Raw genomic sequence first — 12,436 nt, 5'->3', positions numbered from 1 at the left:
TCGCACAACGGCACGCGGGGCGCGGGAGGGCGACGCGCCGTGGGCGAGATGTCGCGACTGTCGCGAATGTGCCAGGTAGCGTCGGCACCAGGGACCACGGGAGGATCGCTGATGAGCGCACGGCCGCGACCGTTGCTGGGGATGGTGCTGGGACTGCTGCTGGGGCTGGTCGTGGTCGGGCTGCTGTGGCAGCTCGGCGTGATCCCGCCGGAGCGCACCGTCGTGTTCGGGGTCACCGCGATCCTCATGGTGCTGGTGGCGCTGCTGCTGACGCGATCCGGGGCGGTCGCGCGCGGTCGCTTCACCGCGGTCGTGGTGCTCGCCGGGGTGCTCGGCGGCATCGCGCTCACCGGCATCCCCGAGCTGGTGCGGCCCGGATCCATCTCGGACGGCTGCACGCTCGAGGCCACCGTCGGAGGCACGACGGTGGCGCCCAGGAACACGGCCGCGCTCGAGCCGCTGGTGGTCCCGCGCGACGCGACGGTGACGTGGACCGGCACCTCGGCGACGCCCGTCTCGGTCGAGACGCGCGTGGGCGGGATCATGATCGACGGCTTCGCCGTCCCCGTCCGCACGGTCTCCACGGAGGGTGCGCCGGAGGCCACCGAGATGACGGGCGAGGTGACCGCGACCGACGTCACCGACTGGATCGCCGACCGCACCTGGCTGGTGCCCACGGGCGTCTACCACGTGTACGGAGAGGTCGCGGGCGGCGCCGTGCTGTGCGCGATGGACGGCTACGTGCGCGTCGCGCCCGCAGGGGTGTTCTCGACGAACACCCTGGTGATCCTGTGGATCTCCCTCGGCGTGCTGCTCCTGCTCACGGCGTGGGCGGCGTTCGCGGTGCGTGCCTCCTTCGTGCGGGCGCGCCGGGCGCGGGACGATGCGCGACGCGCCCCGGTGACCGACGACGGCCTGACCGAGGCCGAGGAGGCGCGCCACTTCGACGAGGTCGAGGCCAAGCCGGCCACGCACATCGATCCGGCCCCCGCGTGGACGCCGACGGGGTCCGAGAGCCCGCGCCCCGGGAAGGAGCTCGCGTCGCCACCGGAGGATGTGCGGGAGCGCACCGCCGCGGGCGCGCGGCGGTCCGACGGCGCGTCCGGGGCGTCGGGCATGTTCGGGACGGGCCGGTCGGGCGGCGGTGACCGCTCGGGCGCGGATCGGGACGGCGGCTCGGCCGAGCCCGCGGCCGCGTCCGACGGCGACCCGTTCGCGCCGCCCATCGACGAGGATGCGGCGGTCGCCGACGAGCCGCCGATCGGCGAGGGCCCCGAGGACGAGCTGGTCGAGGGGGAGCCCGAGGCGGAGCTGGACGAGGAGCCCGACGCCGAGGACGTCTCGGCGGGGACGCCCGGTGAGGAGGGCGACGCCACGGGCGACGCTGCTGACGAGGGTGAGAGCGCGGACGAAGGCGAGGAGCGCATCGTCCCGGAGGACGCCGCGCCCGGCGACGGCGACGCGCCTGAGGCGCCGGGAGATGACGAAGGGCCGGAGACCCCGTCCGAGGACGAGGGCTCCGGCCCCAGGCCGTGAGCCGCTAGGCGATCAGGCGTCGCCGCCCGCGTTGCCCGACGTGCCCTTGCGGACGTCGTGGAGCTCGTAGCGGCGGATCGCCTCGGCGTAGGTGCCCGCGGGGACCTCGCCGCGACGCTCGAGCTGCTGGAGCACGCGCACCGCGGTGGAGGCGCCGTCGATGTGGAAGAAGCGACGGGCGGCGGCGCGGGTGTCGGAGAAGCCGAAGCCGTCCGCACCGAGCGTCGCGTACTCGCCGGGGATCCACGCGCGGATCTGGTCGACCACGAGGTGGTCGTAGTCCGAGGTCGCGATGAACGGGCCGGCCGCGCCCTGGAGCTTCTGCGTGAGGTACGGCGTGCGGACGCCCTCCTCGGGACGCAGGAAGGCGGCCTCCTCGCACGCGAGGGCCTCGCGACGCAGCTCGTTCCACGAGGTCACCGACCAGATCGCGGCACGCACGCCGTAGTCGCGCAGGAGCATCTCCTGGGCCTCGTACGCCCACGGCACGGCGACGCCGGACGCGAGGATCTGCGCCTCCGGGCCGTGGCCCTCAGGCGCCGTGGAGACGCGGTGGATGCCCTTGAGGATGCCCTCGACGTCCACGTCCTCCGGCTCGGCCGGCTGCTGGTACGGCTCGTTGTACACGGTGAGGTAGTACATGACGTCGCGGTCGCGGCCCGCCTCCGGGCCGTACCAGCGCTCGAGCGCGTCCTTGACGATGTGGCGGATCTCGTAGCCGTACGCCGGGTCGTAGTGGACGATCGACGTGTTGGTGCCGGCGATGAGCGGCGAGTGGCCGTCGGCGTGCTGGAGGCCCTCACCCGTGAGGGTGGTGCGACCCGCGGTGGCGCCGACGATGAAGCCGCGCGTGAGCTGGTCGCCCGCGGCCCAGAACTGGTCGCCCGTGCGCTGGAAGCCGAACATCGAGTAGAAGATGTAGAACGGGATCAGCGGCTCGCCGTGCGTGGCGTACGACGTGCCCACCGCCTGGAACGCGGCCGCGGAGCCGGCCTCGTTGATGCCGGTGTGCATGATCTGGCCGGACTCGGACTCCTTGTAGGAGAGCATGAGCTCGCGGTCCACGGGCAGGTAGTTCTGGCCGCCCGTGTTGAAGATCTTGGCGCTCGGGAAGATCGAGTCGAGGCCGAACGTGCGGGCCTCGTCGGGGATGATCGGGACCACGCGGTGACCGAACTCCTTGTCGCGCACCAGGTCCTTGAACAGGCGGACGAACGCCATCGTGGTGGCGACCTCCTGCTTGCCGGAGCCCTTCGCGAGCAGGTCGTAGGCCTTGGCGTCGGGGAGCGCGATCTCCTTGCGGTCGCCGCGACGCTCGGGCACGAAGCCGCCCAGCGCGCGACGGCGGTCGAGCATGTACTGCACGGCCGGGTCGTCGAAGCCGGGGTGGTAGTACGGCGGGTTGTACGGGTCGGCCTCGAGCTGCTCGTCCGTGAACGGGATGTCGAAGGTGTCGCGCAGGACCTTGAGGTCCGCAGCGGCGAGCTTCTTCATCTGGTGCGTGGCATTGCGGGCCGCGAAGTTCGAGCCCAGGCCGTAGCCCTTGATGGTCTTCGCGAGGATGACCGTGGGCTTGCCGTTCTTCTCGGTGGTCGCCTTGGCGTACGCCGCGTAGAGCTTGCGGTAGTCGTGGCCGCCGCGCTTGAGGGCCCAGATCTCGTCGTCCGTCATGTCCTTGACGAGCTCCTTGGCGCGCGGGTCGCCGCCGAAGAACTGGTCGCGGATGAACGCGCCGGACTCGGCACGGAAGGTCTGGAAGTCGCCGTCGGGGACGGTGTTCATGAGGTTGACCAGGGCGCCGTCCTCGTCGCGCTGGAGCAGCGGGTCCCACCCGCGGCCCCACACGACCTTGATGACGTTCCAGCCGGCGCCGCGGAAGAACGCCTCGAGCTCCTGGATGATCTTGCCGTTGCCGCGCACCGGGCCGTCGAGGCGCTGCAGGTTGCAGTTGACCACGAAGGTGAGGTTGTCGAGGTTCTGGTTGGCCGCGAGCTGCAGCATGCCGCGGCTCTCCGGCTCGTCCATCTCGCCGTCGCCCAGGAACGCCCACACGTGCTGCTCGGACGTGTCCTTGAGGCCGCGCAGGTGCAGGTAGCGGTTGGTCCACGCCTGGTAGATGGCCGAGGCGGGGCCGAGGCCCATCGACACGGTGGGGAACTCCCAGGTGTCGGGCATGAGGCGCGGGTGCGGGTACGAGGACAGGCCGCGGCCGGGGCCGGACTTCTCCTGGCGGAAGGAGTCGAGGTCCTCCTCGCCGAAGCGGCCCTCGACGTAGCCGCGCGCGTAGACGCCGGGCGCCGCGTGGCCCTGGAAGTAGACCTGGTCGCCGCCGCCCGGGTGGTCCTTGCCGCGGAAGAAGTGGTTGAGGCCCACCTCGTACAGCGTCGCGACGGACGCGTAGGAGGAGATGTGGCCGCCGACGCCCTTGCCGGCCGCCTGCGCGCGCGTCACCATGACGGCGGCGTTCCAGCGGATCCAGCCGCGGTAGCGGCGCTCGATCTCCTCGTCACCGGGGAACGCGGGCTCGTCGTCGGCGTGGATCGTGTTGACGTACGGCGTGTTGAGGCTGAGCGGCACGCTCAGCTGCTTCTTCGCCGCGTGCTCCACCAGCTGGTCCACGATGTACTCGGCGCGGCTCTCGCCGCCGGACTCGATCAGTCCATCCAGGGACTCGAGCCACTCCTGGGTCTCGCCCGGGTCCTTGTCGACCTCGCCGTGATGTGCCACAGGTGACCTTCCTGTCGGGCGCGCGGTGGCGCGCCGAATGAACGGGGGATGGGCGCGGGTGCGCGCCCTCTTCCCACACATTGTTGCCACAGACAGGTTACTTGCCTGACACGCGTGGCGCGTACGGCGGCCGGGGAGGCATCGGCGGCGACGATTGCACCCTGACGCGCGGTGCCTCTAGGGTGGACGCACGGCGCGCGCCCAGCGCGCAGCATCCGACGAAGGGGGTCTCGCCGACGTGGCGACGCAGGAGGACGCGCAGGCGACGATGGACGCCGTAGTCGCGAGGCTCGGGCTCAAGGCCGGGCAGATCATCCAGGAGTTCGGGTACGACGACGACACGGACGCGGACTTCCGCACGGCGGTCGAGTCGCTCACGGGCGAGGAGCTGGTCGACGAGGACTACGGCGACGTGACCGACGGTTGCGTGGTGTGGTTCAGGGACGGCGACGACGACCTCGCCGACCTCCTCATGGACGCCCAGACCCTTCTCGACGACGGCGCCGCGGTGTGCCTGTGCACGCCCAAGGCGGGCCAGGCGGGCCACGTGCAGCCGCGCGACGTGCAGGAGGGCGCCTCCGTGGCGGGCCTGCACGCGACCTCGACCTTCGTCATCGGCGGCCGGTGGACCGCGACCTACCTCGTGGAGAAGGGCCGCTCCAAGTGACCCATCCCCTCGTGGGACAGCCGGCACCCGAGTTCCGCATGACGGACACCCACGGCAGGACGGTGGCATCGTCCTCGCTCGCGGGGACGGCCTACCTGCTCGTGTTCGTGCCGTTCGCGTTCTCGGACACGTGCACCAACGAGCTCATCGACCTGCGGTCCGCGGAGGACCTGCTCGGGCGCGACGACCTCCGGGTCATCGTGGTGAGCTGCGACTCCGTGTACACGCTCAAGGCGTGGGCGGACACGCACAGCTACAAGGCGGACCTGCTGTCCGACTTCTGGCCGCACGGCGACGTGTCCCGCCATTTCGGCGTCTTCAACCCGCACAAGGGCCTCGCGGGCCGCGGCTCGTTCCTCGTCGACGCCGAGGGCGTGGTGCGGTGGGCGATCGTCAACCCCGAGGGGGAGGCGCGCGAGCTCGCCGAGTACCGCGGGGCCGTGGAGAAGGTGCTGGGCTGAGGCCTCGACCTCCGCGGGACGGATGATATCCCGCGGATATAAGCGTCCTTGCGGACGCGGAGGCCGTGCTCAGCCGACGCGGGCGCGCGCCCTGATCGCCTCGATCACGGACGTCTTGGCGTCGGAGTAGGCATTCATGTCGGGCCAGTCGCGCGCCGCGAGCTCCCGCTTGACCGCCTCGTACCACGTCCGGTCCTCCGGGCTGCGGCGCAGCCGGTCCCTCAGCTCCAGGTACGCCTCCGCCGCGGGGTCGTCCGCCTCGAGGACGTGCACGTGCACGTCGAGCGCGGGCGTGCGCACGAGGCGGTGCCCGGGCTCGCGCGTGCGCAGCACGTAGCCCGCGCCCAGCAGGGGGGCCAGGTAGTCCTCCTCGGCGGTGATGTCCTCGACCGTCACGAGAACGTCGACGATCGGCTTCGCGGCGAGCCCCGGCACGGACGTCGAGCCGATGTGCTCGATGCTGTGTGCGACCGGGCCCAGCACCGCCGCGATCCGCGCGCGTTCCTCGGCGAAGCGTGCGGCCCACGCCGGATCGGGGTCGACGATCACGATGTCCCGATGCTCGACCCCGCCGACGAGCTCCGTCCCCGTGACGTCTGGACGGCGGCGCGGACGGCTCGATGGGGTCATGCGGCCAGGCTAGGGCAGCGCGAGCATCGGGTGAGCCGCTCCGGAAAAACACTTATATCTTCCTCATATAAGTGTTAACGTGGCGCCCATGGACGCCGTTGCCGCCGTGATCGTCGACATCGTGGGATCGCGCGCGCTCCCCGACCGGGCCGGCGCGCAGGCGTCGGTGCTGGACGCGTTCGCGCGCGCGGAGCGCGGTGCGCCGGTGGTGCGCCCCCTCGCCGCGACGGTCGGCGACGAGTTCCAGGGCGTCTACGCCGACCTTGCCGCCGCGCTCCGCGTCACCACCCTGGCCGCGCTCGCCCTGCCGGACGGCATCGAGGTGCGCTGCGGCATCGGCCTGGGCGAGGTGGTCGACGTCGCCGGCGACATCTCCGACGGGAGCGCCTGGTGGCGCGCGAGGGAGGCGATCGACGAGGCGCATCGTCGCGAGGACGCCGGCGAGGCGGCGGTGCGCGCCTGGTGTGTCGGAGGGGCGGGGGACGATGCGGTCATGGCCTCCGCAGTCCTCCTCCTCCGCGACCACGTCGTCGCCCGCATGAAGGCGCGCGAGCGGCGCATCGCCGCGGGGCTCATCGAGGGGCGGACCCAGGCGCAGCTCGCGGCGGCGGAGTCGATCAGCCAGGCCGCGGTGTCGCAGTCCGCGCACCGGTCCGGGGCGATCGCGCTGCGCGAGGCGCTCGAGTCGCTGGGTGCGACGGGCGGGCCGGCGCGATGACGGCCGCGCTCCTGATCGCGCTCGTCGCCGGCGCCGAGCTGCTCCGTGCGGTCCCGCATGCGCGGACCCGCATGATCGCCGTCGCCGCGTGGTTCGTGGCGGCCGTGACGGCCGCCGGGGTGACCGGCGCGGTCGGCGGCTGGGGCGCGGCGGCGCTCGCGGTCGGCTCCGCGCTGTGGCTCGCGCTGCGCTGGCGCCTCGGCGCGGACGCCGCGATGGGGGCGCTCATCGTGGTCGCGGGGCTGCTGCTGCTCGCCGACGGCGGCCCCGACCGCACGGCCGCGATCATCGCGGGGCTCGGGTCCGCCGTGCTCCTCGCGCACACGTCCAACGAGGTGTGCCGCGACGTGATCGCGCGGGCCCGCACCGCGCCCGAGGGCGAGGCGCTGGTGGAGCCGCTGCCGCGCCTTCGCGGCGGACGGTTCATCGGCCCGCTCGAGCGATGGCTCATCGTGGCGCTCGCTCTCGTGGGCGCCGAGGGTGTGGTGGTCGGCCTCATGGCGGCCAAGGGCATCGGCCGCTTCCCCGAGATCTCGGGGGACAAGGGGCGCGGCTCCACCGCCGAGGAGTTCCTGGTGGGCTCGCTCGTGAGCTGGGCGCTCGCGGGCGCGGCCGCGCTGCTCATCGGGGTGCTGCGCCCCTGAGCGGTCCGGACGCGCGCCTTCCGCCTGCCACAATGGTCCGCGCGGGCCCTTAGCTCAGTTGGTTAGAGCACTGCGTTTACACCGCAGGTGTCGTCGGTTCGAGTCCGGCAGGGCCCACCACGCCAGGAGCACGCGCGCCGCCCGTTTGCTTGTCGTACGACGGCATGCCGGGGTGCGCCGAGGCCCACGCGTCCTGACGCGCCGGCGACCGGCGGTCTGCCGAGCATTGCGCGCGGATACCTGCGGGTACATACTGCCCGAGGGCGACAGAGGGGTCGCCGGATGCTGCGAGACGGGGGCGGCTCATCATGGGAGCACGGCACTGGGTCGGCGCGATCGGCGCCGTGGTGGCCGTCACCGGCGTCGCCGCGCTCGTGTCCGCGATGTCGGCCCCCGATGCGGCGGTCGGCTCGCGCGCGGCCGCTCAGGAGTACGTGACGCCGGCCGCGGACGAGACGGTCCTCGCCGCGAAGGCGCGCGACGATGCCGCGCATGCGGCCGCGGCCGCCACCGCCGCGCCGGTCGCGAACAGCTGGCCCGTGGGCATCTTCGACGACCCGGAGGCGCCCGCGTCGGGGAGCGAGCTGCTCGGCACCAACCGGTGGGTCGGCGTGGTCGACGGCGTCACGATGGCCGCCTGGGCCGGGGTGTCGGGCACCGATCCGACGCTGGGACGAGTGCTGGTGGCGACCGACGACGGCACGGGCGCGCACGAGATGATCGGGCTCGAGGGCGTCGGACGGCTCACGATCGTGTCGGAGGATGCCGGTTCGCTCTACGTGGTCGACGAGCACGGCGACACGCACGTGCTCGACCTCCGCGCCCGCGCCTGGACGTCCTAGTCCCCGCGCGGGGCCTCCGCGGGACGATGCGCGCCGCGCGTTAGCCTCTCACCAGGACCGACGAGGGGAGCGGACGTGGCATTCGATCTCGAGGAGCACGAGGGCGGCCTGCGCAAGGGCGAGAAGTACGCGGCGTTCGCGCAGCGCGCCGACGGCGCGATGGCGGTGCTCGCGTTCGTGTTCCTGGTGGTGTGGTCCGCCCGCATCGCGTTCCGCGAGTACCTGCCCGGCAGCCTGCGCGCCACCTTGCTCACCGTCCAGGGGATCATCTGGCTGATCTTCCTCGCGGATCTGCTCATCCGCGTCGCGCTGCACGAGCAGCGATTCCGGTGGCTGCTGTCGCATCCGCTCGACGTCCTCGCCGTGATCATCCCGGCCGCACGCCCGCTCAAGGTCCTCACCGTCTTCGCGTCCGGCACCATGCTCGCGAGCCGCAAGGGGGTGGTGAAGTCCACGCAGGCGGTCGTGATCGCGGTGGTGCTGCTCCTGTGGATCGGCGCGGTCGCGATGCTCGATGCCGAACGCGGGCACGACGGAGCGCAGATCGTGAACTTCGGCGACGCGCTGTGGTGGGCGCTCGTGACGATGACCACGGTCGGCTACGGCGACTACGCCCCGGTGACGGTCCAGGGCCGCATCATCGCGACGATCATCATGCTCCTCGGCGTGGCCCTCATCGGTGTGGTGACGGCCTCCGTCGCCGCGTGGTTCGTGAGCCTCACCCAGGGCCAGGAGGACGCACGGGAGGAGGCGCGCGAGGAGGTCACGCGCACCCAGCTGCTCGACCGCATCGGCGTCCTCGAGGCGAAGCTCGACGAGATCGCCGGCCGCTCCGGGCCCGGCGCCTCCGGGCTTCCCCACCTCACCCCGCAGGCGCCCAAGAAGCCCCAGGGCAGGCGGCCCGACGAACCGTCCACCGAGTAGCCTTGCCCCATGACCTCTGTGGCCGATGTGATGGACGCGCTCGAGAGGCGCTTCCCCCTCGACCTCGCCGAGGACTGGGACGTCAACGGGCTCACCGTGGGACGTCCCGAGGCGCCCGTGACGCGGGCGCTCTTCGCCGTCGACCCCACGCTCGCCGTGGTGGCCGAGGCCGTCGAGGCCGGGTGCGACCTCATCGTCACCCACCATCCGCTGCTCCTGCGCGGCGTGACGACCGTCAACGCCGCGACCCCGAAGGGCGCCGTGATCCACGCGCTCATCGAGAACGGCGTCGCGCTGTACAACGCGCACACCAACGCCGACCACGCCGGCAGCGGCGTCGCCGAGGCGCTCGCCACCGTGCTGGGCGTCTCCGGCGCGCTGCCGCTCGTGCCGCTGAGGGACGATGCGGAGCAGGGGACCGGGCGCATCGGTCGCCTCGACGCCCCCATCAGCCTGCGCGAGTTCGCCGAGCGCGCCGCGACCGTCCTGCCCCCGACCGCGCACGGCGTGCGCGTCGCGGGCGACCTCGACGGCACGGTGCAGACCGTCGCCGTCGTGGGCGGCTCGGGCGACTCGTTCCTCGCCGCCGCGCGCGAGGCGGGCGCCGACGTCTACCTCACCGCGGACCTGCGTCACCACCCGGCGTCCGACGCGCGCGAGGCCGCGCTCCTCGCGGACGGCCGCCCGTACCTCGTGGACGTCGCCCACTTCGCCTCCGAGTGGACGTGGCTGGAGGCCGCCGCCGAGTACCTCGGCGACGCCACCGGCATCGACACGCTCGTCTCGACCCTCACCACCGACCCCTGGACCGCGCGCTTCTAGCGCGAAGGAGAACCTGTGCCCTCTGCACCCGCCGCCGATCAGATCCGCCTCCTCGACCTGCAGGACCTCGACCTCAAGGCCCAGCAGGCCCGCCACCGCCGCGACCACCTGCCGGTGCTCGAGCAGATCGCCGAGCTCACGGCCCGGCTCACCGACCTCGACGAGGCGCGCGTCGCCACGTCGATGAACGTGTCGGACCTGCGCCGCGCCGTGCAGAAGGCGGAGGACGACGTGCAGTCGGTGCGCGACCGCGCCACGCGCGACACCGCGCGCCTCGAGTCCGGCCAGGGCACCGCGAAGGACCTGCAGGCGCTCCAGGCGGAGCTCGAGATCCTGGTCAAGCGCCAGGGCGCGCTCGAGGACGTCGAGCTCGAGGCGATGGAGGCGCTCGAGGGTGCCGAGGCCGCGCACGCCTCCGCCAAGGAGCAGGTGGACGCGATCGCCGGCCAGATCGCCGAGCTCACCACCGAGCGCGATGCGGCCTGGACCGACCTCGACGAGGAGATCGCGACGCTCGAGCGCGACCGCAACCTGGTCGCGGCGGGGCTCGACGCGGGCCTCATCGCGCTGTACGAGAAGCTGCGCGCCAGCCACGGCGGCATCGGCGCGGCCGCGCTCGCCCAGGGTCAGTGCCTCGGCTGCCGCACCGTGCTCAACCCGGGCGACCTGCACGACATCCAGTCCAAGGCCGCCGACGTGATCGTGCGGTGCGAGGAGTGCGGCCGCATCCTCGTGCGAGGCGCCAAGCAGTGAGCGACACCCAGGTCGAGCCCGCGGTCCCGCATCACGGGCACCGCTACGACGACGGCACCGACCTGGGCGCGGACGCGACCCCCGCATCGTCCCCGAACGCGCGCGTCCAGTCGCCGTTCTCCCCGGACGAGGAGGACCTGGTCGCGCCGCTGTTCGTCGTGCTCGTGCGCCACGGCGTCACCGAGATGACCACCTCCCGGCGGATGTCGGGCGGGGGAGTGCCGGGCCCGTCGCTGAGCGCCGCCGGCAAGGTGCAGGCCGCCAAGGCCGCCGACCTGGTCTACGGCATCGGGCGGCGCACGTGGACGCACCTGCCGCACGTCACGCGGGTGCTCGCCTCGCCCATCGTTCGCACGCAGGAGACCGCCGCGGCGCTCGGGCGTCGCATCGGCGCCCACGTCGAGACCGAGGAGCGCCTCCGCGAGGTCGAGTTCGGCGCGTGGGAGGGGCTCACCGTCGCCGAGATCGTCGAGCGCGACGGCGACGCGATCCACGCGTGGCGCCGCGCCGAGACCCTCGCCCCCGGCGGCGAGTCGCTTCCCCAGGTGGGGGAGCGCGTGTCCGCGGTGCTCACCGACCTCGCGCGCGAGCACGCCGCCGAGTGCCTGGGCGGCCGCGACGTCCCCCGCGGCGTCGCGCTCGTGTCGCACGCCGTCGCCATCAAGTCGGCCGTGGGCGTGGCGTTGGGGATGCCCGCCTCGCACTGGGGAGCGATCTGGCCGTCGCCCGCATCGTCGACGATCCTCCAGGTGCGGGCGCATCGGGACGGCACCATCGCCGAGACGCACCTCCTGTGCCTCGGCGTGCCGGTCGAGTAGGCCTCCCGCGGGCACCAACCGCCGTACAGCCGGCGCCTCGAGGGTGCGCACCAGGGACGATGCGCCGCGCGCGGCCGTCTGTACGGCGGTTCGGGACGAGGAGGCGTGGGCGAGCCGGGGCGCGGGGAGCTCCGCGTGCGGGTGACGCTGGACCTCCCCCTCGCGGGTATAACTCGTTATACTTGACGGCATGAAGACCGCGATCTCCCTGCCCGACGGCGACTTCGAGCGTTTCGAGCGCGTCGCGGCTCGCCACGGCATGAGCCGCTCCGAGTTCTACCGGGTCGCTGCCGGCCGGCTCGCTGACGCGCTCGAGGGCGGCTCCGAGCTCACGGCGATGGCGAACTCCGTGCTCGAGCGCGAGGGGCTGCGCGCGTTCGAGACGCCGCTGCTTGACGAGTCCGAGCGGATCATCCGCGAGGGGTCGAACTGGTGATCGCGCGCGGCGACGTGGTGTGGGTGGACTTCGGGGTGCCGCGCGGCTCGGAGCCCGCGAAGCGGCGCCCCGCCGTGGTCCTGCAGGCCGACTGGCTCCTGGCCACGGAGATCGCGACGGTGCTGGTGGTGCCGTTGACCTCGAACGTGCGCCTCGGTGACTTCCCGGGCAACGTGCGCGTGCCGCGCGACGCGACCGGGCTCGACCGCGACTCCGTCGCGCTCGTCTCGCAGGTCGGGCCCGTGGGGCGCGAGTTCGTCGACCCGTTCCCTGTCGGTCGCGTCCCCAGCCACCTGATGCGTGCGCTCGGCGAGGGCGTGCGGCTCACGCTCGCCGTCTGAGCTCGTCCGCCCGGCACCAACCGCCGTACAGACGGCCCCTCGAGGTTGCGCACCAGGGACGATGCGCGGCGGGCGGCCGACTGTACGGCGGTTCGGGACGAGGGGGCGGGACGAGGG

At 73.0% G+C, this 12,436-nt stretch carries 14 protein-coding genes and 1 tRNA gene; 13 read left to right on the top strand and 2 right to left on the bottom strand.

Translation table 11 applies throughout. The features are described from left to right. The first annotated feature begins 111 nt into the window (after nt 1-111). Complete coding sequence (locus AOM04_RS07585; RefSeq protein ID WP_156160657.1) at nt 112-1,536, top strand: ICP22 family protein; 1,425 nt, start codon at nt 112-114, stop codon at nt 1,534-1,536. A 12-nt stretch (nt 1,537-1,548) separates the two neighbouring features. Here AOM04_RS07585 and aceE read toward each other — a convergent pair whose 3' ends face one another. Beyond that, complete coding sequence (aceE, locus tag AOM04_RS07580) at nt 1,549-4,263, bottom strand: pyruvate dehydrogenase (acetyl-transferring), homodimeric type (protein ID WP_062464169.1); 2,715 nt, start codon at nt 4,261-4,263, stop codon at nt 1,549-1,551. Between the two features lie 238 nt (nt 4,264-4,501). Here aceE and AOM04_RS07575 point away from each other — a divergent pair, with 238 nt between their 5' ends. Both AOM04_RS07575 and AOM04_RS07570 read left to right on the top strand, forming a co-directional pair. Then, nucleotides 4,502-4,930, top strand: coding sequence for a DUF3052 domain-containing protein (locus tag AOM04_RS07575; protein WP_369401359.1), 429 nt, complete (start codon nt 4,502-4,504; stop codon nt 4,928-4,930). Continuing rightward, a complete protein-coding gene (locus tag AOM04_RS07570) occupies nt 4,927-5,391 on the top strand; it encodes a redoxin domain-containing protein (RefSeq protein WP_082104483.1) in 465 nt (154 codons plus the stop codon). The genes AOM04_RS07575 and AOM04_RS07570 overlap by 4 nt, the downstream gene beginning before the upstream one ends. Before the next feature lie 69 nt (nt 5,392-5,460). Here AOM04_RS07570 and AOM04_RS07565 read toward each other — a convergent pair whose 3' ends face one another. Further along, nucleotides 5,461-6,021 carry a GrpB family protein gene (locus AOM04_RS07565; RefSeq protein ID WP_062464168.1) on the bottom strand — a complete coding sequence of 187 codons (561 nt, stop codon included), beginning with the start codon at nt 6,019-6,021 and terminating at the stop codon, nt 5,461-5,463. Nucleotides 6,022-6,109: 88 nt separating this feature from the next. Here AOM04_RS07565 and AOM04_RS07560 point away from each other — a divergent pair, with 88 nt between their 5' ends. From AOM04_RS07560 to AOM04_RS07515, 10 genes are all read left to right on the top strand, one after another. Then, the gene (locus AOM04_RS07560; protein WP_062464443.1) at nt 6,110-6,739 is read left to right on the top strand and encodes a SatD family protein; all 630 of its coding nucleotides are present in this window, start codon (nt 6,110-6,112) and stop codon (nt 6,737-6,739) included. After that, nucleotides 6,736-7,383, top strand: a complete 648-nt coding sequence (locus AOM04_RS07555) for a hypothetical protein (RefSeq protein WP_062464167.1) — start codon at nt 6,736-6,738, stop codon at nt 7,381-7,383. Before AOM04_RS07560 ends, AOM04_RS07555 begins: the two co-directional genes overlap by 4 nt. Before the next feature lie 43 nt (nt 7,384-7,426). After that, nucleotides 7,427-7,503: transfer RNA gene (locus AOM04_RS07550), tRNA-Val, on the top strand. A gap of 188 nt (nt 7,504-7,691) precedes the next feature. After that, the gene (locus AOM04_RS07545) at nt 7,692-8,225 is read left to right on the top strand and encodes a hypothetical protein (protein WP_062464166.1); all 534 of its coding nucleotides are present in this window, start codon (nt 7,692-7,694) and stop codon (nt 8,223-8,225) included. A 75-nt stretch (nt 8,226-8,300) separates the two neighbouring features. After that, entirely contained in the window at nt 8,301-9,149 is an 849-nt protein-coding gene (locus AOM04_RS07540; RefSeq protein WP_062464165.1) for a potassium channel family protein, read from the top strand. Nucleotides 9,150-9,158: 9 nt separating this feature from the next. Continuing rightward, a complete protein-coding gene (locus tag AOM04_RS07535; protein WP_062464164.1) occupies nt 9,159-9,971 on the top strand; it encodes a Nif3-like dinuclear metal center hexameric protein in 813 nt (270 codons plus the stop codon). A 15-nt stretch (nt 9,972-9,986) separates the two neighbouring features. Further along, nucleotides 9,987-10,724 (top strand): zinc ribbon domain-containing protein, encoded by a 738-nt coding sequence (locus tag AOM04_RS07530; protein ID WP_062464163.1) that lies wholly within the window; start codon nt 9,987-9,989, stop codon nt 10,722-10,724. Then, nucleotides 10,721-11,542 carry a histidine phosphatase family protein gene (locus AOM04_RS07525; RefSeq protein ID WP_062464162.1) on the top strand — a complete coding sequence of 274 codons (822 nt, stop codon included), beginning with the start codon at nt 10,721-10,723 and terminating at the stop codon, nt 11,540-11,542. The genes AOM04_RS07530 and AOM04_RS07525 overlap by 4 nt, the downstream gene beginning before the upstream one ends. Nucleotides 11,543-11,732: 190 nt before the next feature. Continuing rightward, nucleotides 11,733-11,978, top strand: coding sequence for a CopG family transcriptional regulator (locus AOM04_RS07520; protein ID WP_062464161.1), 246 nt, complete (start codon nt 11,733-11,735; stop codon nt 11,976-11,978). Continuing rightward, nucleotides 11,975-12,319: a type II toxin-antitoxin system PemK/MazF family toxin gene (locus AOM04_RS07515; RefSeq protein ID WP_062464160.1), complete on the top strand. Its 345-nt coding sequence runs from the start codon at nt 11,975-11,977 to the stop codon at nt 12,317-12,319. The genes AOM04_RS07520 and AOM04_RS07515 overlap by 4 nt, the downstream gene beginning before the upstream one ends. The last annotated feature ends 117 nt before the right edge of the window (nt 12,320-12,436 follow it).

It is taken from the genome of Demequina soli, from assembly GCF_000971195.1.
Taxonomy (GTDB): Bacteria; Actinomycetota; Actinomycetes; order Actinomycetales; family Demequinaceae; genus Demequina; species Demequina soli.
Note: the sequence above shows the minus strand (reverse complement) of the source record. Positions and strands in the feature narration are given on the sequence as shown.

Coding starts and splice junctions, on each gene's coding strand:
- AOM04_RS07535 (WP_062464164.1), top strand. CDS start 9,159: ATGACCTCTGTGGCCGATGTGATGGACGCGCTCGAGAGGCGCTTCCCC.
- AOM04_RS07555 (WP_062464167.1), top strand. CDS start 6,736: ATGACGGCCGCGCTCCTGATCGCGCTCGTCGCCGGCGCCGAGCTGCTC.
- AOM04_RS07520 (WP_062464161.1), top strand. CDS start 11,733: ATGAAGACCGCGATCTCCCTGCCCGACGGCGACTTCGAGCGTTTCGAG.
- AOM04_RS07585 (WP_156160657.1), top strand. CDS start 112: ATGAGCGCACGGCCGCGACCGTTGCTGGGGATGGTGCTGGGACTGCTG.
- AOM04_RS07545 (WP_062464166.1), top strand. CDS start 7,692: ATGGGAGCACGGCACTGGGTCGGCGCGATCGGCGCCGTGGTGGCCGTC.
- AOM04_RS07565 (WP_062464168.1), bottom strand. CDS start 6,021: ATGACCCCATCGAGCCGTCCGCGCCGCCGTCCAGACGTCACGGGGACG.
- AOM04_RS07560 (WP_062464443.1), top strand. CDS start 6,110: ATGGACGCCGTTGCCGCCGTGATCGTCGACATCGTGGGATCGCGCGCG.